The sequence below is a fragment of the Klebsiella sp. GFKo11 genome (assembly GCF_056490265.1).
The window spans coordinates 3,114,068-3,136,521 of the sequence record NZ_CM151369.1 but is presented as its reverse complement, the minus strand read 5'-3'; the positions used below and the strand labels follow the sequence as shown (position 1 = coordinate 3,136,521).

General features: G+C 50.8%; 27 protein-coding genes and 1 other annotated feature. Of the genes, 9 read left to right on the top strand and 18 right to left on the bottom strand.

What is annotated here, in order from left to right; genetic code table 11:
- Positions 1 to 53 precede the first annotated feature (53 nt).
- The 4 genes from map to AC07P6_RS15325 all read right to left on the bottom strand — a co-directional run bounded on the left by map (position 54) and on the right by AC07P6_RS15325 (position 2,650).
- Positions 54 to 833 carry a type I methionyl aminopeptidase gene (gene map / locus AC07P6_RS15340; protein WP_478316879.1) on the bottom strand — a complete coding sequence of 260 codons (780 nt, stop codon included), beginning with the start codon at positions 831 to 833 and terminating at the stop codon, positions 54 to 56.
- Positions 814 to 1,032 (bottom strand): ParD-like family protein, encoded by a 219-nt coding sequence (locus AC07P6_RS15335; protein WP_004102160.1) that lies wholly within the window; start codon positions 1,030 to 1,032, stop codon positions 814 to 816. The genes map and AC07P6_RS15335 overlap by 20 nt, the downstream gene beginning before the upstream one ends.
- A gap of 339 nt (positions 1,033 to 1,371) precedes the next feature.
- On the bottom strand, positions 1,372 to 2,067 hold the full coding sequence (locus AC07P6_RS15330) for a class I SAM-dependent methyltransferase (protein ID WP_478316878.1): 696 nt from the start codon (positions 2,065 to 2,067) through the stop codon (positions 1,372 to 1,374).
- 280 nt (positions 2,068 to 2,347) lie between these two features.
- Positions 2,348 to 2,650 (bottom strand): putative quinol monooxygenase, encoded by a 303-nt coding sequence (locus AC07P6_RS15325; RefSeq protein ID WP_478316877.1) that lies wholly within the window; start codon positions 2,648 to 2,650, stop codon positions 2,348 to 2,350.
- Positions 2,651 to 2,758: 108 nt separating this feature from the next.
- Here AC07P6_RS15325 and AC07P6_RS15320 point away from each other — a divergent pair, with 108 nt between their 5' ends.
- Positions 2,759 to 3,022 carry a hypothetical protein gene (locus AC07P6_RS15320; RefSeq protein ID WP_434663868.1) on the top strand — a complete coding sequence of 88 codons (264 nt, stop codon included), beginning with the start codon at positions 2,759 to 2,761 and terminating at the stop codon, positions 3,020 to 3,022.
- On the top strand, positions 3,006 to 3,212 hold the full coding sequence (locus tag AC07P6_RS15315; RefSeq protein ID WP_181486231.1) for a helix-turn-helix domain-containing protein: 207 nt from the start codon (positions 3,006 to 3,008) through the stop codon (positions 3,210 to 3,212). The genes AC07P6_RS15320 and AC07P6_RS15315 overlap by 17 nt, the downstream gene beginning before the upstream one ends.
- On the opposite strand, the gene AC07P6_RS15310 is transcribed toward AC07P6_RS15315, so the two are convergent.
- Genes AC07P6_RS15310 through AC07P6_RS15280 form a run of 7 tightly spaced genes read right to left on the bottom strand, consistent with a single transcriptional unit; the run spans position 3,209 to position 8,523 of the window.
- Entirely contained in the window at positions 3,209 to 3,964 is a 756-nt protein-coding gene (locus AC07P6_RS15310; RefSeq protein ID WP_478316876.1) for a GntR family transcriptional regulator, read from the bottom strand. The two genes, AC07P6_RS15315 and AC07P6_RS15310, sit on opposite strands and share 4 nt — an antisense overlap.
- A 13-nt stretch (positions 3,965 to 3,977) precedes the next feature.
- Positions 3,978 to 4,718 carry a sugar isomerase domain-containing protein gene (locus AC07P6_RS15305; RefSeq protein WP_478316875.1) on the bottom strand — a complete coding sequence of 247 codons (741 nt, stop codon included), beginning with the start codon at positions 4,716 to 4,718 and terminating at the stop codon, positions 3,978 to 3,980.
- 14 nt (positions 4,719 to 4,732) lie between these two features.
- On the bottom strand, positions 4,733 to 6,043 hold the full coding sequence (locus tag AC07P6_RS15300) for a PTS ascorbate transporter subunit IIC (RefSeq protein WP_478316874.1): 1,311 nt from the start codon (positions 6,041 to 6,043) through the stop codon (positions 4,733 to 4,735).
- On the bottom strand, positions 6,040 to 6,327 hold the full coding sequence (locus tag AC07P6_RS15295) for a PTS sugar transporter subunit IIB (RefSeq protein WP_110274637.1): 288 nt from the start codon (positions 6,325 to 6,327) through the stop codon (positions 6,040 to 6,042). The genes AC07P6_RS15300 and AC07P6_RS15295 overlap by 4 nt, the downstream gene beginning before the upstream one ends.
- A gap of 45 nt (positions 6,328 to 6,372) precedes the next feature.
- Positions 6,373 to 6,807 carry a PTS sugar transporter subunit IIA gene (locus AC07P6_RS15290; protein WP_478316873.1) on the bottom strand — a complete coding sequence of 145 codons (435 nt, stop codon included), beginning with the start codon at positions 6,805 to 6,807 and terminating at the stop codon, positions 6,373 to 6,375.
- Complete coding sequence (locus AC07P6_RS15285; protein WP_478316872.1) at positions 6,779 to 7,540, bottom strand: creatininase family protein; 762 nt, start codon at positions 7,538 to 7,540, stop codon at positions 6,779 to 6,781. Before AC07P6_RS15285 ends, AC07P6_RS15290 begins: the two co-directional genes overlap by 29 nt.
- Positions 7,541 to 7,551: 11 nt before the next feature.
- Complete coding sequence (locus AC07P6_RS15280) at positions 7,552 to 8,523, bottom strand: phosphotriesterase family protein (protein WP_478317020.1); 972 nt, start codon at positions 8,521 to 8,523, stop codon at positions 7,552 to 7,554.
- A 415-nt stretch (positions 8,524 to 8,938) separates the two neighbouring features.
- Here AC07P6_RS15280 and AC07P6_RS15275 point away from each other — a divergent pair, with 415 nt between their 5' ends.
- The gene (locus tag AC07P6_RS15275; RefSeq protein WP_478316871.1) at positions 8,939 to 9,187 is read left to right on the top strand and encodes a hypothetical protein; all 249 of its coding nucleotides are present in this window, start codon (positions 8,939 to 8,941) and stop codon (positions 9,185 to 9,187) included.
- A gap of 190 nt (positions 9,188 to 9,377) precedes the next feature.
- A complete protein-coding gene (locus AC07P6_RS15270) occupies positions 9,378 to 9,602 on the top strand; it encodes an HP1242/YdcH family protein (RefSeq protein WP_080828775.1) in 225 nt (74 codons plus the stop codon).
- Between the two features lie 45 nt (positions 9,603 to 9,647).
- Here AC07P6_RS15270 and AC07P6_RS15265 read toward each other — a convergent pair whose 3' ends face one another.
- A complete protein-coding gene (locus AC07P6_RS15265; RefSeq protein WP_182238619.1) occupies positions 9,648 to 10,484 on the bottom strand; it encodes an alpha/beta fold hydrolase in 837 nt (278 codons plus the stop codon).
- 690 nt (positions 10,485 to 11,174) lie between these two features.
- Between AC07P6_RS15265 and AC07P6_RS15260 the strand changes: the two genes are divergently transcribed.
- The 3 genes from AC07P6_RS15260 (at position 11,175) to AC07P6_RS15250 (ending at position 15,823) form a co-directional block, all read left to right on the top strand.
- Positions 11,175 to 12,458, top strand: a complete 1,284-nt coding sequence (locus AC07P6_RS15260; protein ID WP_478316870.1) for a TULIP family P47-like protein — start codon at positions 11,175 to 11,177, stop codon at positions 12,456 to 12,458.
- A 164-nt stretch (positions 12,459 to 12,622) separates the two neighbouring features.
- Positions 12,623 to 14,191 (top strand): TULIP family P47-like protein, encoded by a 1,569-nt coding sequence (locus AC07P6_RS15255; protein ID WP_434663895.1) that lies wholly within the window; start codon positions 12,623 to 12,625, stop codon positions 14,189 to 14,191.
- Positions 14,192 to 14,230: 39 nt separating this feature from the next.
- A complete protein-coding gene (locus tag AC07P6_RS15250) occupies positions 14,231 to 15,823 on the top strand; it encodes a TULIP family P47-like protein (RefSeq protein ID WP_478316868.1) in 1,593 nt (530 codons plus the stop codon).
- Between the two features lie 154 nt (positions 15,824 to 15,977).
- On the opposite strand, the gene AC07P6_RS15245 is transcribed toward AC07P6_RS15250, so the two are convergent.
- From AC07P6_RS15245 to AC07P6_RS15230, 4 genes are all read right to left on the bottom strand, one after another.
- Positions 15,978 to 16,415 carry a cyclophilin-like fold protein gene (locus AC07P6_RS15245; RefSeq protein ID WP_478316866.1) on the bottom strand — a complete coding sequence of 146 codons (438 nt, stop codon included), beginning with the start codon at positions 16,413 to 16,415 and terminating at the stop codon, positions 15,978 to 15,980.
- 4 nt (positions 16,416 to 16,419) lie between these two features.
- Positions 16,420 to 17,220: a carboxymuconolactone decarboxylase family protein gene (locus AC07P6_RS15240; RefSeq protein ID WP_478316864.1), complete on the bottom strand. Its 801-nt coding sequence runs from the start codon at positions 17,218 to 17,220 to the stop codon at positions 16,420 to 16,422.
- Positions 17,221 to 17,241: 21 nt separating this feature from the next.
- Entirely contained in the window at positions 17,242 to 17,838 is a 597-nt protein-coding gene (locus tag AC07P6_RS15235; protein ID WP_478316862.1) for an NAD(P)H-dependent oxidoreductase, read from the bottom strand.
- 99 nt (positions 17,839 to 17,937) lie between these two features.
- Entirely contained in the window at positions 17,938 to 18,846 is a 909-nt protein-coding gene (locus AC07P6_RS15230; RefSeq protein WP_478316860.1) for a LysR family transcriptional regulator, read from the bottom strand.
- 227 nt (positions 18,847 to 19,073) lie between these two features.
- Positions 19,074 to 19,168 (top strand) — a sequence feature (Trp leader region).
- Between the two features lie 135 nt (positions 19,169 to 19,303).
- Between AC07P6_RS15230 and trpB the strand changes: the two genes are divergently transcribed.
- Complete coding sequence (gene trpB, locus AC07P6_RS15225) at positions 19,304 to 20,497, top strand: tryptophan synthase subunit beta (protein WP_182238603.1); 1,194 nt, start codon at positions 19,304 to 19,306, stop codon at positions 20,495 to 20,497.
- Positions 20,497 to 21,300, top strand: coding sequence for a tryptophan synthase subunit alpha (gene trpA / locus AC07P6_RS15220; protein ID WP_434663912.1), 804 nt, complete (start codon positions 20,497 to 20,499; stop codon positions 21,298 to 21,300). The genes trpB and trpA overlap by 1 nt, the downstream gene beginning before the upstream one ends.
- Before the next feature lie 46 nt (positions 21,301 to 21,346).
- On the opposite strand, the gene AC07P6_RS15215 is transcribed toward trpA, so the two are convergent.
- Together AC07P6_RS15215 and AC07P6_RS15210 are read right to left on the bottom strand one after the other, a co-directional pair.
- Positions 21,347 to 21,865 (bottom strand): prolyl-tRNA synthetase associated domain-containing protein, encoded by a 519-nt coding sequence (locus AC07P6_RS15215; RefSeq protein ID WP_478316858.1) that lies wholly within the window; start codon positions 21,863 to 21,865, stop codon positions 21,347 to 21,349.
- Between the two features lie 26 nt (positions 21,866 to 21,891).
- Positions 21,892 to 22,275, bottom strand: a complete 384-nt coding sequence (locus AC07P6_RS15210) for a VOC family protein (protein WP_181486251.1) — start codon at positions 22,273 to 22,275, stop codon at positions 21,892 to 21,894.
- Positions 22,276 to 22,454: the final 179 nt, after the last annotated feature.

Here is a 22,454-nt window from a genome sequence, read left to right as displayed (position 1 = left end):
CTGGCGGGAGTTAAACAGGTTTCAGTCGGCAGGATTGAAACCTGTTGTCAGGCTTAGTCCGGGATCGCTTCACCTTTACGCAGCGTCAATACCTCAAACCCCTGCGCGGTGACGGCAATGGTGTGTTCCCATTGCGCCGACAGTTTCTTATCGCGGGTGACCACCGTCCAACCGTCTTTTTTGTTTTTTATCCGGCTATCGCCCTGATTTACCATCGGTTCAATGGTAAATACCATCCCTTCTTTAAGTACGGCACCGGTACCGGGTTTGCCATAGTGCAACACCTGAGGGTCTTCGTGCATCTCTATACCGACGCCGTGTCCGCAGTACTCTCTGACCACGCTGTAGCCGTTGCTTTCAACATAGGACTGGATCGCATGGCCGATGTCGCCCAAGGTTGCGTCGGGTTTAACAACCTTGATCCCCTTCCACATCGCTTCATAGGTTTTCTTCACCAGTCGACGAGCCAGTGGAGAAACATCACCAATCAGGTACATCTTGCTGGAGTCGGCAATTAGCCCGCCTTTTTCCAGCGTAATGTCGACGTTAACAATCATGCCGGATTTCAGATGTTCCGTTTCCTTCGGCATACCGTGGCAAACCACGTCATTGATCGACGTATTTAGTACGTAGGGGAAATCATACTGACCTTTACTGGCCGGGCGCGAATGCAACTCGTTGACGATAAAATCCTCAACCCGATTGTTGATGGCCATGGTGGTGACGCCAGGCTGAATAAAGGTATCCAGCATGTCAAAGACCGAGGCCAGCAGTTCGCCTGCGTGGCGCTGGCGGGCGAGTTCGTCAGTGGTTTTAATGGGAATTGATAGCATTGATCACCTCCAGCAAACGATCGGAGCCGGACTTCAGCATCATCAGTTTAATTTGCTGATGGTTAAGCTCAGGATAAAGCTCGCTCATCATTCCAAGGCGGATCCAGTACTCCGCCTGCGCGTTGACCGAACGCGACATCGCCTTACTGGCATCACGGATGTCGTCATGCAGCAGGTCAGAAATTTTCACAATACCCATTTATACGTACCGTAACGATTTATATATGTATCGTATATTACGCCACCACGGTTAAGCGGACAACTTTGGCGACCCATGTTTTTTGAAGCTCGCACGATCAATATTAAAATCATTCGCTCGAGTGACGTTATCATCAGGCCTATAGGGGGACTCACCTCTCCAGACTATGCTCATTACTTTCTTCGATAAGCAGGTCCGGTCCGGTAGAGCGGGAGCGACCGAGCACGGCGACAAGGTGACGATTAACGATTACGCCAGGACGGGTCGAAATGTTTAAGAACAGACGAGATGTTTCCGCTGTCTGGGTTTTAGGGCACAGCTGCTCGCTAATACTGTGCGCTAATCAACTGGCTGTTGGTCAAAACGTTCATTTACTGAGCATACCAGAGTGGCATGATCCCACCATGAGTTCTCATTCACGCTCATCTCAAGCACGTTGAATTGCTCATCCCGCACCTCATTCAGTAGTGCCTGAAGGGGTTTCAGTGTCCGCCAGGGCTTACCCTCTTTTAATAAATGATGCCCAATGGGATCGTAAGCAGAAATATCTTTAGAATAACGAGGCATCCCGCACATGGAGCTGATCACAAATCGCCCTTCGGGCTTCAGCAACCGTCGCACCTCTGCAAAGCAGAGGTGCCGGGCATCCTCGATCAGGCAATGTAAGCAGCTACCATCAATAATCAGTTCAAACGATGAATCCCGGCATTGGTGGATATGGCAGACATCTCCGACAAAAAACTTTGCGCAGAGACCGGCTTGTTGAAAACGCTCTTCAGCCCATTGAATAGCGGTTTCGGATATATCTACTCCCCACACCGAATACCCGCGTTCAGCAAAATATTGTGCTGCCATTGCACCATTCCCACACCCCAGTTCAAGTATCTGCGCCCCAGGTTTGGGAAAGAGCTGATGCAGATTGAGCCAGTTAAAAACACGTTCCTGTTGTTCTTTTGCCCTGAGATAGCCATCTCCAGCCCACGCGATAGCGCCATTTGCAACCCGTTGCCGATACTCTTTTTCATATGGATTCATTTTGACGGGGCCTTTTGTCCGCAACATTATTCGTCAGTATAAACATCCTGTAGAGCCGCGAATTTGACCCATAGCAGAGGCTTCTTCCTTAAGCCTGACCTGGATATAATTCGACTTAAATCATACTTCATCATCAGCGTGATACTTAATATCTCGGTGATAGTTGCGATTTACCTGTTTTTCCCCCTATCCACCTCCTGGCGATAGTCATTGCATTTTCCTGCGTGGTAATGCCCCACGCAGGAAAATGCAGGTCGCTGAGAACCATTTCTTCTTAATTTCAAGAGCTTACCTCACTTACCTGGCAACTCATCAGTATGTATTGAGCATCTTTCCGCTTATGGTGATCTATTAACGGCACAAGTCGCCTGAAATGTTCACTTGCACAATGCAGGTTAAGCGCCGCCCGATCCGGCCACTCTTCGATAAAAATGAAATGACCCGGATCTTTTTCATCAATATACAGATCATAAGCGATGCAAAGAGGTTCCTTTTTAGTGGACGCTATTAACTCGCGGTACAAAGGCATAACAGCCTCAATATCCTCAGGTTTTATAAAATCTTCGGCGATGACTTTTAACATTCCAACCTCCATGAAAAAGAAGAATGTGTACACTATGGCGTAAAGAGATTTTTGGCAAAGGTAACAATGGCCAGAAAATTGCGGGAAGCCAGGGGATGATACCGAGGTTTGCAACCGACGATCCTGACTCACGAGTCGGCTATTATAGCGCTGGCGATGCTGGGTATGGGCGTTTTGCTGCCGCTGTTTCGATTTCTGGTCCCGCTGGTCTATTTCTGGCCGCATCCCTATGCCCAGATCATTCTTTTGCTTAGCGATTTTGTGCTGCTGCTAACGGGCGGCTTGTTATTTTTGACGTTTCGCTCCATGCTCCGGAGATCTGAACAGAAAATGAGAATAAGGGGTTCATCTGACTATGGCAGTGGTGGTTAATCTGGACAAAATGCTGGTGGAGAGAAAAATGACGTCCAGGGCGCTGGCGGCTTATGTCGGGATCACCGAGCAGAACCTGTCGCTGCTCAAATCGGGAAAGGTGAAAGGTATTCGTTTTGATACGCTGGCAAAAATCTGCCAGGCGCTGGAGTGTCAGCCAGGCGATATTCTCGCCTGGGAAGCGGATTAACGCCCTTTATCAATCATACAGTTCCACTGTTGGCTCACGCTGCTCTGGCTGGTAGCGATCTGTAGCGACAGGCTGGCATCAAGGGTATGCGTGACGCTGTATTCAAGCACCACGTCATCCAGATCGCGGGCGACTCGCTCAATGCGAAACAGCGGGCGCCCCGGCTCAATATTTAACAATCCCGCCGTGCGGGTATCGCAGGAAACCGGCGTATAGCGCTCCGTGGCGTTGGCTGGCGAGTAGCCGAAGGTTTCCCGCAGCTGCTTATACAGCGATCGGCTGCCGTCAACGTGGCTCAAATCATTATAAATCCGCCCATTTAGCCAGGTCAGAACGTGGCCGACCGGTTTTTCTCCCTGCACCAACAGCCGCTCCAGGCGCATCAGTTGGCTGCCTAAATCCAACCCCATCTGCTCCGCCACCTGGCGATCGGCCATGGTCGAAATTAGCGACAGCACGTCCACTTCGACGGCCCCTGGCGCATCAAAGGTGGTCAGTACGTCCGGGAGGTCGGTGTAGTATTTCTGCAACGCATCGCGGTTAATAAAGGTCCCTTTCCCCTGCTCCCGATACACCATGCCAATGCTGGCCAGCGAATCTATCGCCTGTTTAATGGTGCCGCGCGCGACCTTGAACTCCCCGGCGAGCAGCAGCTCACCCGGGAGTTTATCGTCATAGGTAAAAGAGAGGATCCGCTGCAGGATAACGTCTTTTATCCTTAAATAGAGAGGGAGTCCATCCGACTCAAACATACTTGTGCTCCACTCAGAGGTAGTGTATCTGGCTCCTGTATGTGCTCAGTATATCCTGATTTATCGCCTGATTACCGTCTATGTTTGCGCTGGCGAGAATAGGCGGAGTGCACTCATTTTCCAGCATGATTTCGCAAATGCGCAGTACCAGACTGTTGGCAATCGTCGCGCCCATAATGGTGGATAACGGCGCGGCTTTCTGCGCCAGGCCCGGCAGGCTAACGGAAGCATCGCCGTACTCGCAGTGGTTATCGATGGTGATGTCGGCAATATCGACCAGCAGCTTGCCGCTGGAGTGGCGCGACGTCACCCGCGCCGCCGTTGCGAGGCTGGTAATAGCAATAACCTTTGCCCCACCGGATTTCGCCGCCAGCGCGACATCAATCGTAATCGCGTTTCGCCCGGAGACTGAGTGAATCAACAGCGTATCACCCGCACGCAGCGGCGACTGCTCAACCAGCACTCGCCCCAGATTCTCCACATTTTCCACCGCGCTGGTCAGGGTTAATGGCCTGACGTTAAGCATCAGTGCGGGAGTGAAAAGCGGATTGATAATGGCCAGACCGCCTGCCCGATAGCTCATCTCTTCCGCCAGAATTCCGGCGTGGCTGGCCCCGAAAACAAAGATATTGTGCTGTGCCAGGATGCTCTGCGCCATCATTTCCGCTGCCTGCAGTAGCTCATCTGGACGTTGTTCGAGAAAAGCCAGCTTCTGGCGGATTTGGCTGTAATACTGCTTCAATGCATCGCTCATCTATTTTCTCCCCGTCAGAACGTCAGCATGCTGGTCAAAAGGTGAATAAGCGGCGCAAGAACAAACATATCGCTGTCGCCGGCCCACAATGCGGTGTCGGGAATGGTGTTGTTGATAAAACCAGTCACGCAGAAATATTGCCCCCACGCGACCACCGTCGAGGTGATAAATCCCGCCAGTAGCGCACCTTTATAGCCGCCGGTAATGTTGCCGAAAACGCCTGCCGTTCCGGCGTGGAAGAAAATCACAATCATGCTGGGAATAAATACGTAGCCGGTGTAGCGGCCAATCAGGGTGAGCCACAGCAGCGAACCAACAAACGCGCCGACAAAGCCCAGCACCACCGCGTTTGGCGCAAAGTTAAACAGAATCGGGCAGTCCAGCGCTGGTTTTGCGCCGGGAACCAGCCGCGAACCAATGCCGTTAAACGCCGGTACCATTTCACCAATAAACATGCGCACGCCAAGCAGCACCACGGCGATGCCTCCGGTAAACATCAGCGACTGCTTGAGCGCGTAGATGTAGAAGCTCAGGTCGCCAGATTGCGCGAGAATTTCAGCCGCCTTCGCCGTGCCTTTTATTTGCAGAATAAAGGTACCGATAAAAAACAGCAGCGACATCGTTAATGCGGTCACCACGTTGGAATCGCGGAGAAAACCGAGCTTTTTCGGGACTTTGATATCCTCGGAACTGATTTTATTACGCGCAAATAGCTGTCCAAACAGCGCCCCAAGCAGAGCCACCGAGGCCGAAGTATGCCCCAGCGCCACGTTGTCGTTACCGGTAATTTTGCGTACCCAGGGCTGGACCAGCGCGGGTTGTAACGTCCAGTACAGGCCCATAATCACCGTCAGCATTAGCGTTAACTGCACCGCTGAAATACCGGGCTCGGTGTTCACCATTACCCCGGCAAAAATCATTGTGGTCCAGAACATCATATGCCCGGTGAGATAGATATATTTAAAGCGTGTGAGCCGGGCCAGCAGCAGGTTGATGGCGAATCCCCCAGCGATGGCGATCGTCACGCTGCTGCCGTAGCGCTCGCTAAAACGCGCCTGACCGATAATATTGGTCAGGTTCATCGAACTGAGGCCGAATACCTCGGTCCAGATAGGCTGAAATATCAGTAAAGCGGAAACGATAATCCCGGCTCCCGCGCCGATGATCAGAAAGCCCAGGATCCCTTTCAGAGTGCCGGAAACAATATCAGCGAGCGGTTTCTTTTGCAGCACCAAGCCCAGCAACACAATCAGGCCAATTAAAATCGACGCCTCACCAAAAATATTGATCGTTATCCAGCGCAGAACGCCAACAAATTCACTCATGACGACGCTCCCGGTTGCAGAATATTGGCCTGCGTCAATGCCCGGATTATTTCAGCGTTGTCGATATAGTTATTCACCACCACCACCGGGCAGGACAGATGTTTTAGATTGTCCACCAGTTCGGCATTGGTGATCACTACATCGGCATTGGCCGATGCGGCTGAAGAAACATCCATATGTTCAACGGAGGCCTGAATACCGTGCTGTTTTAACACCGTTTCGACGTTCATTTTTAAAATCAGGCTTGAGCCCATACCTAAACCACAGACTGTCAGAATTTTCATCGCTATTAACTCCGTGTTAATTAAGCTACAAACGCTGCGAGCAGCCTACGATGCGCTGGCTAACAGCTGATAAAGTTGTTCAGGATCGTGAGAGTGCATCAGGGTATGCAGGTTATGTTCATCGCTCAGCACGGTGACGATATGCTGGATAAGATGGATATGCGCATCGCTGCTGGTTGCCGAAAGCCCCAGCACCACCTGCACCGGGTCGTTTTCCGCATGACCAAATGCCAGCGGCTCGCGCAGCCTGATTAGGCTGATTTGCGCCTTAATTGCCCCCTGTTCGGGGCGGGCGTGAGGCAGTGCCAGCCCTGGCGCAATGACAAAATAGGGGCCAAGCTCACAGTAGCTATCAACCATGGCCTGAACGTATTGCGGGCTACAGGCTCCCGCGCGACAGAGCGCGTTCCCCGCTTCGCGGATCGCCTCCTCCGGGCTGCTGGCCGGGCAATCAACCTTTATCGACTGACTTTCGATCATCGGCTGCTCCTTGCGTTAAGTGATGGCGAATAGAGGCCAGGGTGGTCTCCAGCGCCTGCTGAACGAAAGCGTGGCCTTTCTCTTCGCAGGCCCTGGTTGGATCTCCTAGCACGGCGTAATCAGAAAACTCGGTCCAGCGTATCGGTTGATAGCGGAAATTCTGTGGAAATACCGGATAGTGCGCACGGGCGTTCGCCATGGTGACGAACTCCGGGGCTAGCGCCAGCATCAGCGAGGTTTCGACCTCGTCTGCATGCATATAGCCGGGATAAGCCACCGCCGAGGTTTGCCGCTTTTGCACCTCCTGCTCCATACCTGCCCAGCTGTAGCTGAGCAGCGTGATGCCTTTCTCCTTAAGCTGGCGGGAAGCCGCTTTAATGGCATCAAAATTGCCGTAATGCGCGTTAATCACCGCCGTGGTAGTAATGCCGTAGCTGGCCATATTCTCCGCCAGCGACACCAGCATCGACGTCAGTTGTTCATTGCCGATATCAATGGCCCCCGCATGACCACGCAGCGACCACACCTGGCTGTAAGAAATAACGGGCAGGCTCAGCGCGCACTCGCCTAACTGCTCATCAAGCCGGGCGCAAAAGCGCTCGGCCAGCAGGTTGTCGGTATCCAGAGGCAGGTGATCACCGTGTGGCTCGACCGCACCCAGCGGCAGCAAGGCAATCTGCGCCTTCTGTAACGCCCGCCGGGCTTCGCGTTCATTGAGATGGTGAAGTTTCATATCGCGCCCCCTTAGCTAAAAGTAAAATAGCGAGCCGGATTTTCGATAAAGAAGTCATGCAACAACGCTTCGCCGTCAAACCCGGCCTCCCGCGCCTCTTCGACGAATCTTGGCCGCCAGTCGCTGAGGATAAACTTCAGCCCCAATCCCCCTTTGCCGTAATGCGCGCTCATCGATTTGCGGGCAAAATCGCCGCCGATGAGGATTTGCTTTTGATAACCGTGCTGGCACAGCGCCAGAATGGCCTGGGTGCGGATATGTTCAGGGTAATATTTGATGCGGCTGATACCGTCAAAAGAGAGAAACGCCCCGGTGTTGGCGATCTGACGGTGCAGCCAGGGTTCGGGGTTGCGATCCATGTGAGCGAAACATAAGCGGGAAAGATCCAGCCCCAGACGGGTAAAAATCTGCGCCTGTTCTAATCCCATCGTCCCCATTTCCGTATGGCTGTGCATCGGCGCGCCAGTGCGCTGCTGGGCGCGGACAATGACTTCCATGGTTTTTCTCTCTAACGGAGAAATCGTGTTATATCCCGTACCACACTTCACCACCCCGGCCCGATGCGGGGTTCCTTCGATCCCCTCGGTGACTTCGTGGCAGACGTGCTCAACCAGTTCATCAATTTCTGAGTTGGCAATCCAGTCAGCAAAGCTTTGTGAAAAACCTGGACGCAGGCTGCTCCACAGAAAGCCTTTGTTAAAACCGGCGGTGGCGATAATGTGCAGTTGCTGACGCTGGGCCATTTCGGCGACGGTTGCCGCATGGCGACCGTAATCCGGGGCGGTGGCGTCGTAGATAGCGTTGCCACCAGCCAGACGGAAATCACTTAACTCACGCTCGGAAGCCTGCGGGTCATCCAGCAAAAGGTCGTCATCCTGACGTTCTGCCCAATAAGGCGGAATACAGTAGATATGATCGTGGCTGTAGGTCACGCCCAGTTGATTAGCGGCAATGTCGCCGTTTAAGGTACGAATGATGCCCATGTTTCTTGCTCCCTGGAACGGATAAGAAGGTGCTTTCAACATAGGCGAGCGCCACTTGTCCAGTCAAGTGATCAAGTTCGCATCAATAATACAAAATTCTTATCTGTGAGCCAGGTCTGATGTTCAAGTTTTAACCCGTCGAGCGTGCCCACTTATCGTTTGAACACGCTTTTTGCATTTCAGAGAATGTGACGTTGTCACATACGATTTTATCAAAGAGAAAGTTATTCTAATGGAATTAAATCTGCCCTTTTGCGTCATGAATTAATTATTTTTCCTTTAAAAACAAAACAATGAGCACTCAAACAAGACGATAAGTTTCCGGCTAATAATTACGTTAATTGATTAAAATGTTTAATTGAATGAATCGATAAAAGGAGTATTGTTAAAAACAATGATGAGCGGAGATAAGTAAATGTTACGAGATTTTTTGTTGGTAGAAGAAGAAGATCGCCTGGTTGAACAACAATGCGCAAGCGACGATATGATAAACGCAACGGATGTCACTGAATGGATCATTATCAATAGCAACGGCGACAAAAAAGGCCGCGTGGCCTTATTTAATCAGTTTACTACCCGTCGTTCGTATTGTGTGAATTACCGCATAACGCAGTTTGATAATAGTGGAAGAGTTGTTGTCGACCGCCTGGCGGATTCCATTTAATTACTAAAACCCCACCAGCGGCTAAGAGCCTAATGGGATAGGCTCTTAGTTACGGCCCCCCTCCCCAGCGCCTGAAATTCCTCTGCCTGTAACATAAACGCGACACTGTTCTCATTACCATTTCATTGCTGTGGTTAATCTAAACGTGTGTGTCTTCGTACACACGTTTTTCTATCAACAAGGAAGGTACATGTTTCCAGAACACAGAGAGTTGATTTCTCGATTGAAAACCTCGCACTCGCGCTTTCAATCGCTATTCGAAAAACATAACGCGCTCGATCACGATATTTCCCGGATAGAAGGAGCTGACGGCAAAGGATACAGTCTTGAGCTTGTTCATATGAAGAAAGAAAAACTTCTGTTGAAGGATGAGTTACTGAAAATCCTCCAGCATGAGAGCCTGAATCAGGCCTGACGCTTCGATTAAGGCCGCCATCTGGCGGCCTTTCTGATTTCTCAGTTACGATCGAATAAACGCCAGCAGATCGGCGTTAATCACATCAGCATGGGTGGTATGCATACCGTGCGGGTAGCCGGGGTAAATTTTTAGCTGGCTATCAGACAGGAGTTTATCCTGCAATATCGCCGCATTCTGATAGGGAACAACCTGATCATCATCCCCCTGCATAACCAGCACCGGTAGCGTAATGGCTTTTAAATCCTCGGTCTGATCGGTTTCAGAAAACGCCTTAATCCCCTCATAGTGTGCCTTCGCACTGCCAATCATACCCTGCCGCCACCAGTTCTGAATGGTACCTTGCGACACCTCTGCGCCATCGCGGTTAAAGCCATAAAAAGGCCCGGAAGCGACGTCGAGATAAAACTGCGCACGGTTAGCAGCCAGCGCCTGGCGAAAACCATCAAAAACTTCAACAGGCGTCCCGCCTGGATTGCTGTCCGTTTTGACCATCAATGGCGGAACCGAACTGATAAGCACCGCTTTGGCGACGCGTCCCTGTGGTTGGCCGTACTTTGCAACATAGCGCGCAACCTGCCCGCCGCCGGTAGAATGCCCGATATGCACGGCGTTATGCAGATCCAGATGTTCCGCCACAGCCGAAGCGTCCGCGGCGTAATGATCCATATCATGACCTTCACTCACCTGGTCTGAGCGACCGTGACCGCGCCGGTCAATAGCAATCACCCGGAAGCCTTCTGCCAGGAAAAACAGCATCTGATTATCCCAATCATCCGCACTTAACGGCCAGCCATGGTGAAATACAATGGGCTGCGCATCTCTGGAACCCCAGTCTTTATAGAAAATATTAACGCCGTCTTTGGTTGTCACAAATGCCATGCTACAAACTCCTCTATTGAGAAAACAAGGCTGCTGGCTGACGCCTGCAGTGAGTCGGGTGTTCTGTCTGGTGGCTATCACGTCTCGTGGGCATGAAAATGGTTTGGCTGAAAAAGTGTAGATGATTTTTGGCGATGCGGGGGTTCACATTTCATTGTGCGTTTGAAGGCACCAGATGCTTGATCGGGATGAGTGTCGTGTTACGTGATAATGAATCTTACCACCTTTAAGCAACTCGAATTATTTAGGGTATATATCTGCGGACATAAACACAGCATTCTTTACTCAATTTGAAAGCACGTGATATAGGGTAAGAATCTTCAATTGTAGATACAATGCAGTTATTAGCAAGGAGCATTTTTTTCATGTTTTTTTCCAGTTTCATTAGCTCGCTGAATTTTCAATAGATAATGATTGTTAACGGACTTCTTTATGAAACCTAACCCACTGAAATATTTATTTTATTATTTTATACGAACTTAACTGACATTTAAACATATATATAATTTGCATTTTATTAATTAGACTTGAATTTCAACAAGTAATTATTTACAAGACGGCACTGGCATTAAAAAAGATGCGTATCGGCTACATTACAATCTATTGACACTCGCACAACGCTGAACTATCACTAATCCAGTAGGAATGTTCTCCATTAAATACCTATACTTTCTATCGAGGGCTGCCAAAATGAATTTATTTGGTTGGGATACCGCTTATGCGGTAGATATCCGTGAGGCTAATAATGCTCTGTCGCAAACCGCATCAACGTTAATTCCCGGATTTAATAGTGAGATCCATAGTCAGCTAGGTGATTTCAATATCGAGGTGAAATTTGGCCAATGGCAAATCGTCACGGGCGGTAGTAATGGCGCATTACTAAACCTGGAAATTAACTTCCAGACCGGGACATTAACCTCGTCTAATAGCAGTCCAATCGATCTGGCTGGGGCAGCAGCATTAATGCAGATATCTTTGGCTTTACTTCCTTCACCAACAGATCCGGCGGTAAAGGTTCTGCGGTTTGCTTTCGAAAAAGCCGGGACTCTTGGAGGACAAGGATATCCAGGGCTGGTGCTGCCGTTAGGCTTTTCAAAATTACCTCCGGCTGTGGATGTCCAGGCCATTATTCTTAATGCATTAGCGCAAGCGCTAGTCGATCATGCCAACGAACTCAGTTTTATATTTGCCTCCATTAACCCCGTCCAACCGGGAGTGGAAAGCTGGCTGGCACCACAAAATGTTGCCTATGCATACTTTGAACTGAATAGCCCTAAACGCGGTTATCTGGTACTATTATCAAGTGCTCAGTCAATCGATAATCTTCCCCTTATTTGCGATCCAGCACTGGTGAAGCAAGGCAGTGCTTCCTCGGGTTTTGCATTTTCTAACCTACTTTATTTTAAAAATGTTATTTTGCCCGGATTATTAGCCTCATTACCGGCTGGAACGCCAGCGGATGCTTTCGTCATTAATTCAGGGGCAGTGACTTCGCTTTCTCTCAGGCCAGGTACATCAATATCTCTTGGGGGAATGAAAGAGGCCGCAATTACCTATTACCCCAGAATGTCACGTATGGTCGCTACCGCACACAATAATTCACTCAATGTTCAGGCTAGTGGAGATTGTGATTTTTATGCTGGTTTGAGTGGTAGCTGGAATGTTACTGCCAATAATTCGTTCTATTTTAATAGCGATAATAAAACCATCAGTTTCTTATCAGATCCGAATCCAAATTCGGGCTATGACATCGACATCCCTTGGTACTGGATACCACTTGGGCCAGTTATTTATGGTATCTGTGCCGCGGTAGTCAGTCTCATTGCCCGCGCTCTGGTCAAAGATTTATCAGATAAGATCTCCGGGAATTTTTTTCCTGCCGTACCTCCTTCATCCGTTCATTTTATTGGAGCAAGTAGTTTTGTTGCTGATTCCGTTACAATGGAAGATGCGATTGTGATGACCAGTAAATAATCTGTGGCACTCCCCGGGAATGGTTAACTGGAGACATTTATCGTTCCAGACAGGTTAGCTACGTAAGTTCAGTGAAATATTTTCACGCGTAGTTTAATACCGTCGACAGTATTTGGGGATTAAAACAGTCATGTATTTAAACAACATCATCGGAGAGTTATAGTATGAGTGAAATTAAAGATCCTGTTTCTCAAGATGACACTGCCCCCACTAAACGTTCGGTCAGAATTCAAATTCCAGGCATTTTTGGCGCCCCGCATGTCGGCGCCGCATCACTCGGCGCGGTTGGCCCACAGTCGCCCGGAATCGCTGGCCATACGGCGTTGAGGACCGTGCAACAAAACGATACCCTGGGATGGGATACCGTATTTGCGGTACCGGTAAAAAATGTGAATACGGCCTTTGCTGCTTCCAGGGCATACCCTGAATCATTTGATTACACGCTGAATAGTTCGATTATTAACGTCAATATTAAAGGTAAATTCGGTGCCTGGGCACTCACGACCGGGGGAAGCGGCGGAATTGTACGCATGGCGCTTCCAATTAGTAGCGGTACTTTCACCCCCGTTGGTGTGCAGCCAATTGATATGGCAGGGGGAAAAGTAACCATTTCGGTAAATTTGGTTTATGTTCCGCAACCGCAGATACCTGAGAATGGCACACTGAATGCCCTACGGTTCAATACTCAGTCACAAAGCGGTCTTTATCCAGTCACAGTCCTGCAAGTTGAATTGCCTGCTTCCAGCGACCCAGCGGTACTGGCAACGGCTTCTGCGGCTTTTGAGGCCTATTTAAATCAAAACCTGTCTGCGTTTACCTACGTTTTTAATACTATCAACCTCAATATGGTGGCCGATAAAGAAAGTTTCCAATGGCTTAAACCAACTTACAGTAGCTACGCCTATTATGATGCTGCCAGTATTGATAACGCCGTATTTGGTGTTCTTTGTATGGTACAAGATAATGAGCCGGGGACTGCGGCTAACCAACTCGGTCCAATGGCTATTCCTCCAGAATCACAATCCGGGTTTTCAGTTTCCCAGCCATTATTTATGAAACAAATGGTTTTGCCCGGTTTACCTGTAGCATTTGGTCAAAATACCACAGCAGATGATTTTAAGTTATTAGCAATCGACACCACCATTATTGCGAATAGGCAACTTCCCACGGCCCCCGTAAAATATGGAGCAATTAACTACCATCCTAAAATCGAGCAATTTCGACTTTGGATTGATGCTGATATGATTTGTATTTACTCGAAGGTGCACTGTCATATTTCAGCTGGCATAGATGCTTATTACGAAGAAACCTGTTATCTCTCGCTTCAGTTGGTAACGAAAGAAGATGGTACCAGCACACTTGGCTATGTAGAAGCCGCTCCCCCTAACCAAAATCACTGGGTAGACATCGCAAACTGGATTGTGATTACTCAAGTACTGATTGCATTGTTGGGCGCAGTGATCAGCACCATCGTGGGCGTTTTGGCGACGACCACCGCACGTATTGTGGTGGCCTGCGTCATTGCGGTTGTGATGGGGGCGGCTGCTATTACGGCCAGTCTGGTCGCCACTATCGTTGGTGGCGGTGTCGCAGATCATCTGCCTTCGGTTGAGGGTTTGGTAATTGATATGACCAATCCAGTCAGCTGGCCTGACGGCACATCATTTACCCCTACGCTCGCCCAACTGAATGGAACATTCCAGTTTGGTGGGAATGCATTTATCACCGCATAGGTCACCGCTGAAATAGCTACCCAATGTTAGGAGTTCATCATGTCTACTGAAACGGTATTACCCGAAGATGCCCTTTATCGTGGTGCATTACGGTTCCAATTTCCTGACCATGAAAATAACCCCTCGCTGCTCAGCGGCCAGTTAATCAATCGTTCCGAGCATACCAACAAACAATTGTTGACCCGGCGCCATCGTCTGGCGACAACTTTACAAGGTGAATCGTTATATGATCCGATGACGTTTACTACCCTGGGCTGGGACACTGTTTTTGCTGTTCCGGTTGATAAAGTCAATGAGGTTTTCTCCGCCTCTGGCGAGTACCCAACAAATTTTGATTACACCCTTGAAGGGTCGTTAGTAACATTAACTATTAATGGCAACTTTGGCCCATGGTTAATTACTGCTGGCGGAACAGGCGGTTTGATGAATATGAAAATACCGGTCGCCAATGGGACGCTGACGCCAGTGGGGGGCAATCCTCTCAGTATTAATGGAGTGATCGCCACAGTCCAGGTCACATTGAAGTACCTTGAGCAGCAAAATGCACAGGAAGAAAATGGTATTCCTTATAATTTAAAACTCAACCAGAGCAGTCCAGGTTCTGGCGTCGAGCCAGTCGTGGTTCTGAAAATAGATAATCCCAACTCTGGCGATGAAACGCTTAATGCATTGTTAAAAGCGGCCATTCAAGGTTATCTCAACGCCCATCTTGAGCAAATAACCTATGTTTTTAATACGGTTAATTTAAATATGAAGGCATCCAGCGGTGCTTTTGCCTGGCTTAAACCCACAACGACTGATTATGCTTATTACCAGGATACCGCCGGCAATAATCAGCTATTTGGCGTGCTATGCATGGTACTTGATCACAGCGTTGATGGACTGGCTAACCAGATTGCCCCGGCGGCAGTCCCCGACGGACAGCAATCAGGTTTTTCGATCTCACAATCAATGTTTTTACAACAGATGGCCTTGCCGACCCTGGCGAATGCGTGGGATAACAATGTTGACGACAGCTACTTTCAGCTTACGGGGAATAATACCAAGATCGTCAATACCAAAGATGTCCCGATGAAGAAAATCACCTATGCCCTGAGCGATTATTATCCCGTTTGCCAACAATTCTGGATGATGGTGCAGGGTGATACGTTGGTGGTGTATATGAAAGTGCATATTCCTATATTGCCAGGTATAGATGCCTATGCCGAGTCCACCAGCTATCTGGGCGTTAAGCTAGGTAACAATGATCAAGGTGAACAAACGCTCTCATATTATGATCTGCGGCCAGCTGATAAAAACAGCTGGGTTGAAAAAGCGACATGGGTCATTATCACCGAAGTCATTGCCGGAATTATTGCTGCGTGTATTACGTTTGGCGTTGCTAAAATGCTGGAGGGTGCAGTGCGCATTGTTGTTGCGATCATTGTTGCTTTGGTTCTGGGGGTCGCTGCCGCGATACCCGAATTAATTGCGAGAATTGCAGGCAGCGGTACCACGGATAAGCTCCCGTCTATTTCTGGCATGGTAACGGACGCAACTAACGCCGTCGTCTGGCCCGGCGGGCAGAATTTCGTGATAAAAACCTCATCCCTCAATGGAACATTGCAGCTTGGCGGTGATGCTTTTGCATAATGCCGTCCCTGTCTTTTAAGTAGCAGGTCCTCCGGCCAGATTTAATCTATGCCGGAGGGCCCAACGCTTTTCTTAGCAAGAAGCCTACAGAATTAGCGGTTACCTGACGGTTAAAAAATAACATGTCCGCGGTATCGCCAGAGCAGGGAGTCGTTTATAGCTCCTCATCACGCGTGATAGTCACCACTTCAGCACCGGACAGATTAAGTGAGGTAAGCCCTTGCTCCACCCTACCCAGCTTTATTAAACCCGGCGAATGGCGGTAATCTTCTCGAAAAATAGCCAGATTCCCCCAAGGTGCGTAATACGCGATATCACCCCGCTTCGGCGTCATCGATTCTCGGGCGTCTGCCTGGCGCAACTTCGCCGGTAGCCAGGCGATTTTCTCGGTTGAGCCGTAATCCTCAAGCTTCACCGTCAACGGTAACTGCGCCAAAAACTCGCGCGTGACGGCGCTCTCCTCCAGAGAGCCAACCACTTTAACCCCGTTAAAAACAAACTGAATTTTCACCTTGTTTTCCTGCCCGTTAGCCGATGCGACACCCGTCAGCGCGGCAAAGATAAACAGCGCGGTGCTGAGAGTTTTAAACATAGGCTCATCCGACCAGACCGCGAGCGCGCAGAACTTCGCCAACCACCGGCGCGGCGGAAAAAGCATTGGGCCATCCCGCATAGAACGCCGCGTGAGTCACTATCTCCCCGGCCTCTTGCGCCGTAAGACCGTTGTCCATCGCCCGATTAAGATGATAGCCAATCTGCGCACTTTGCCCGGCAGCAATCAGCGCACTCACCGTTACCAGGCTGCGATCGCGCGGCTTCAGCCCCGGTCTCTGCCACAGGTCAAGGAAAAGCGGATCGGTGGTGAACTTTACAAGCCCTGGGGAAATGGGGCCGACGCTCTTTTCTACCGTGGCCGAACGCTGGTTTTCAACCTCCTGATTGAGGGGAAGCAGCGCCGGTGAGGCCGCCGCCAGCTGCTCGTGGCTAATACCACGAGCGGCAAAAATATCTTTCGTCACGGCGATGGCGGACATGGCGTTTGGCCAGCCGGAATAAAAGGCCAGGTGAGTCATCACCTCTGAGACTTCAGCCGGGGTGACCTCGTTATCGAGGGCGATTTCAACGTAATGCTTCAGCTCAGCGGGCTGATTGCGGGCAATAAGAATAGCGATGGTGACGATACTCCGGTCGCGCAGCGAGAGTTCATTTCTCTTCCAGAGATCCTCAGCTAGGACTTCATTGCCAAAACGTGCAAGCGCCGGGGAGACCGACTGGATATCCGTAGTCGACAATGCGGATGGAGTAAATGGAGTCATACTGGTACCTCTTTTTTCTTCAGCACAGGCAGGATCGCCCAACATAAGTGACATCGCAGCAACGGCAATAAAACCTTTCATGGTCAACTCCTTGTGGGCAAATTAATTTGAGAGTCTTTCCACTAGCTGGCGCTGATACTCAGGCAACTGGCTGCGAGTGGCGCTCTGAAACACCAGCGGTGGAAGCCAGGTCATTCCAGTATGCAGGGCGCTGGCCTTCATCGGCATAAATACGTCGGCAAGGCTGACGCCAATTCGACCGGACTCGCCGTAGGTCGTGTCGCCTCCCGCTGCGGTGGTCACAATCAGCATTTCCTTGCCCTGCCACGACCCTGGTCCCACGCTGCCCCAGGTATCGTTCATCCAGGCTTTCATCATCGGCGTAATGTTGAACCAGTGAGTGGGGAAAATGAAAACAATGTGCGAGTGTTCACGCATAAGGCGTCGCTCTTCATCGGCATTGATTTTTCGCGCGTCATAACCGTAAAGCGTCTCCAGATTGCGCACGGTCACGCCGGGTACGCTTTGCGCTGCGGTCTCAAGACCTTTGGTCATGACCGATTGTTCAGGATAAGGGTGAGAAACAATCACCAGGGTTTTCGTCTCTGCGACCGCGCGGGTACTGACAGAGCCGATAAAAAAGATGATGGCGGCCAAAAAGCAAAATAGTCCAGGGATACTGCGGCGTTGTAATTTCATTGAGGTCTCCTTCTCTTTTGCCTCAAGGGTAAGGCGTGCATTGCGAAGGAGCCAGCCCCGCTTATCGAATGGGGTTGTGAGTAATTTTCATCAATCAGGCTACAGGCCCAGCGGTTTTAACTCTCTGACAAGATCAATCAATAAGCGCAGCCCTGCGGGAAGCTGATGACGGCTGGAGTAATAGATATAGAACCCCGGCCCGGAAGAAGCCCAGACGGTGAGGACCAGGCGCAGACGCCCTTCGCTGACGTGCTGAGAAATCAGCGGTTCCGGGAGGTACATCAAACCAAATCCCTGCAATATCGCCACCACCCCGGTTTCCGCCTGATCGACCGTCAGCAAAGGGGGGACCTTTATGGTGAGCTGCTCCTCACCGCGCTCAAACTCCCACTTGTAAATACGATTATTCCCCAGCCGGTTGCTAACGCAGCGATGGTGATGCAGATCGTCTGGATGCTGAGGTTCTCCAAACCGCGCGAGATAGGCCGGAGACGCTGCGACAACCCAGCGAACATCGGCGGAGAGGCGCTGGGCCACCATGTCCTCAGGTACTGTTCCGCCGTAGCGGATCCCGGCATCAAAACGCTCTTCCGTCACATCAATAATGCGGTTGCTGGCGGCAATATCTAGTTCAATGTCGGGATAGCGCTCAGCAAAAATCGGCAAAATGGGAGCCAGGAGCAGCGTGGCGGCTTCAACGGCGACGTTAAGCCGAATGCGTCCTGCGGGTGAGTCGCGGAACTGATTAAGCTGCTCGATCGCCGCATCGATTGTGGCTACCGGTTCGCTCACCGCGCGGGCCAAGCTCTCACCCGCCGCCGTCAGAGTGACGCTTTTAGTGGTGCGGTTCAGCAAACGTACGCCCAGTCGCGCCTCAAACCCCTTCAGGGCGTGGCTGAGGGTCGAGGCGCTGACACCAAGCTCGATGGCTGCCTTGCTAAAACTGTGATGGCGTGCGATGGCGCAAAAATAGATAAGATCGGCCATATCGGCACGGTTCAGATTCATACGGTCTCGCTAACGTGTTAGAAAATCAGCTGAAAAAACCACGGTAACTCGACTTGATGCATTGAAGCAATGCGCTGTTTCACGTTTGCGCTGACGAGAAAAATCGCAATGATCGATTCTTGGTACCAATAATTCCAAAGTTGACATTGACCTCAAGAACTAGTTTACTAGTACAAACTCTATTTTCCAGGTATCGAAAAATGCAACTCGTGATCATGATGACTCTGCACAGCTGGTGGCGCACTTCCCGTTAACGGGCAGTATCGTCACGTCTGCAGTTTGCACACCGATACCCGGCCCGCCAATAAGCGGGCTTTTTTTTGTCCAGATTTTACGTATGCGGCGCAGGAAAATAGCCGCGACCGCTGCGCAGTACCCGATTTCACTTCACGTGCAGAGTCCTCACCGGGAGAGATGGAACCCGACTCAGGTACTGCGCATATATTAAGGAGCAATAATGAGCACATTACTTAACCCCTACTTTGGCGAATTCGGCGGTATGTATGTTCCGCAGGTTTTGATCCCGGCGCTACGCCAGCTGGAAGCGGCGTTTGTCAGCGCTCGCGAAGATCCGCTCTTTCAGGCTGAATTTACCCATCTCCTGAAAAATTACGCCGGTCGTCCAACAGCGCTAACAAAATGCCGCAATCTTACGCAAGGAACCCGCACAACGTTGTACCTAAAACGAGAAGACCTGCTGCACGGCGGCGCGCATAAGACCAATCAGGTTCTTGGCCAAGCGCTGCTGGCAAAGCGTATGGGCAAAACGGAGATTATCGCCGAAACCGGTGCCGGACAGCACGGCGTAGCATCGGCCCTGGCTAGTGCCTTGCTGGGCCTGAAATGCCGCATTTATATGGGCGCGAAAGATATTGAACGCCAGTCGCCTAACGTCTTCCGTATGCGCCTGATGGGTGCGGAAGTGATCCCCGTTCACAGCGGTTCATCCACCCTGAAAGATGCGTCGAACGAGGCTCTGCGCGACTGGTCCGGAAGCTATGAAACCGCCCACTTCATGCTCGGCACCGCCGCGGGGCCGCATCCTTTTCCAACCATCGTGCGTGAATTCCAGCGCATGATCGGCGAAGAGACCAGAGTACAGATACAGGAAAAAGAGGGACGCCTGCCGGATGCCGTTATCGCCTGCGTGGGCGGCGGCTCCAACGCCATCGGCATGTTTGCGGACTTTATCGATACCCCACAGGTCGGGCTGATTGGCGTTGAGCCTGCGGGACATGGCATTGAGAGCGGTGAGCACGGAGCACCGTTAAAACACGGTCGCACCGGCATTTACTTCGGCATGAAGTCGCCCATGATGCAGACTGATGACGGCCAGATCAAAGAGTCCTGTTCTATTTCCGCTGGCCTCGATTTCCCATCAGTCGGGCCACAACATGCTTATCTGAACAGCATTGGTCGCGCAGAATACGTCTCTGTGACCGACGATGAAGCGCTGGCAGCATTTAAAACCCTGAGCCGCGCTGAAGGGATTATTCCGGCACTTGAGTCATCCCATGCGCTGGCTCATGCCTTGAGGATGATGCGCGAAAATCCGGACAAAGAGCAGTTGCTGGTGGTGAATCTTTCCGGTCGCGGCGATAAGGACATCTTTACCGTACACGACATTCTGCAAGCGCGAGGAGAAATGTGATGGAACGCTATAACGATTTGTTTACGCAGCTGAAAAACCGTGGAGAAGGCGCATTTGTTCCTTTTGTCATGTTGGGCGATCCGCAACCGGGGCTATCGCTGCAAATCATTGACGCGCTGGTTGCCGGAGGTGCTGATGCGCTGGAGTTGGGGATCCCGTTTTCAGATCCGCTGGCTGATGGCCCGACCATTCAAAACGCCGCTCTGCGTGCTTTTGCGTCAGGCGTCACCCCTGCCCGCTGCTTCGAGATGCTGGCGGCTATCCGCGCGAAATATCCGACTATCCCCATCGGCCTGCTGATGTACGCCAATCTGGTCTATAACCGAGGGATCGATACATTTTATGCCGATTGTTCCCGCGTCGGAGTCGATTCGGTACTGGTGGCGGACGTCCCGTTCGAAGAATCAGCCCCGTTCCGCCAGGCGGCAATACGCCACAACATTGCGCCTATTTTTATCTGTCCGCCCAACGCTGACGATGAGCTACTGCGCCAGATTGCCGCGCACGGTCGCGGTTACACCTATCTGCTGTCGCGAGCGGGCGTAACCGGTGCGGAAAATCGTGGCGCAGTGCCATTGCAACATCTGGTGGCGAAGCTTAAAGAATACCAGGCTGTCCCGGCGCTACAGGGATTCGGAATTTCAACCCCGGGCCAGGTTGCGGATGCATTAGAAGCGGGCGCCGCCGGAGCGATTTCTGGTTCTGCTATTGTGAAGATCATTGAGCAACATGTTGACGATCGTGATGCCATGCTGACAGAACTGAAAGCCTTTGCTGCCCGTCTGAAAGCTGCAACCGTCTGATCAGCATCACGCAACGTTAGTGTATTAAAAATACCGGTCATTGCGGTTAGCCGCAGTGACCGGCAACATCGCCGACCTGCTGAGATGCATGCGTACAGTAGTGTAAAAATTGATGGAGCGCGCTGAGTGAAATGCACACTGTGGCGGTATTCACCAATGGGTGAATACCTAATGGTCCCAGTTCATCAACCGAGGCATCAATCAGCACCTTAATTTTATGAGCCGGATCGTTTAGCAGCGCAAAGGGAGTGACCTCGCCCGGCTCCAGTCCCAAAAGCTGCTTTAGCTCGCCAGGCGTTGCCAAGGAGAGACGGGAGTCACCAATTTCTCTGGCTAACGCCTTCAGATCGGCCCTCTTTTCACCATCGAGAATATAAAGATAGAAATGGCGTCCGCTGCTGTTTTTTAAGAGCATATTTTTAAGCAGTTGCGCAGGAAGCTTCACCGCATAGCGCTCTCGATCGCTGACGCTGTTCATTGCCGGATGTTCAATATAGCGATAATCGATATGCAGATTATTAAGTAGCTGAAGTAATTTATCCCGATTCACAACTTGTATATCCATTTGGCGCGACCAGAGATCCAGACGCATTAGTATCGATAAACGGCTTCGATATTGTAGCCATCGGGGTCGAGAACGTATGCAGCATAGTAGCCGGCGCCGTACTGGGGCCGTAGACCGGGCAAACCGTTGTCACGGCCACCTGCTTTCAGAGCGGCGTGATAAAACGCCACGACCTCTTCTTCCGAATACGCACGAAAGGCAATATGGGTTCGGGGTACATAAGGGATCCCGACGGTTATCCAGAAGGTTTCCGCCGCCAGCTCCAGCCCGGTCTTTTGTAAATTGCCAAACCCCACCCGCTCGCCCGGTGGAGCTTTACTGATCCCGAGGCCCAGGGCCGAGAGCGCCGAGGTATAGAAAACTTTACTACGTTCAAAATGAGTCACGGTGATGCCGGTATGATCGAACATGAATTTCTCCCTGAAAAATAAGCAAGATGTTCCTTTACTGTGAGTTACCGCAGGAGTCATGCTCAGAGTATTCACAGTTATTATGATAATCCCCCTTTAGCATGCAACAGACTGTGATACTACGGACATCCTGACCAGTGCCTTCAGCTAATCAACGCTTGCTGCCCTTGCGCTAATAT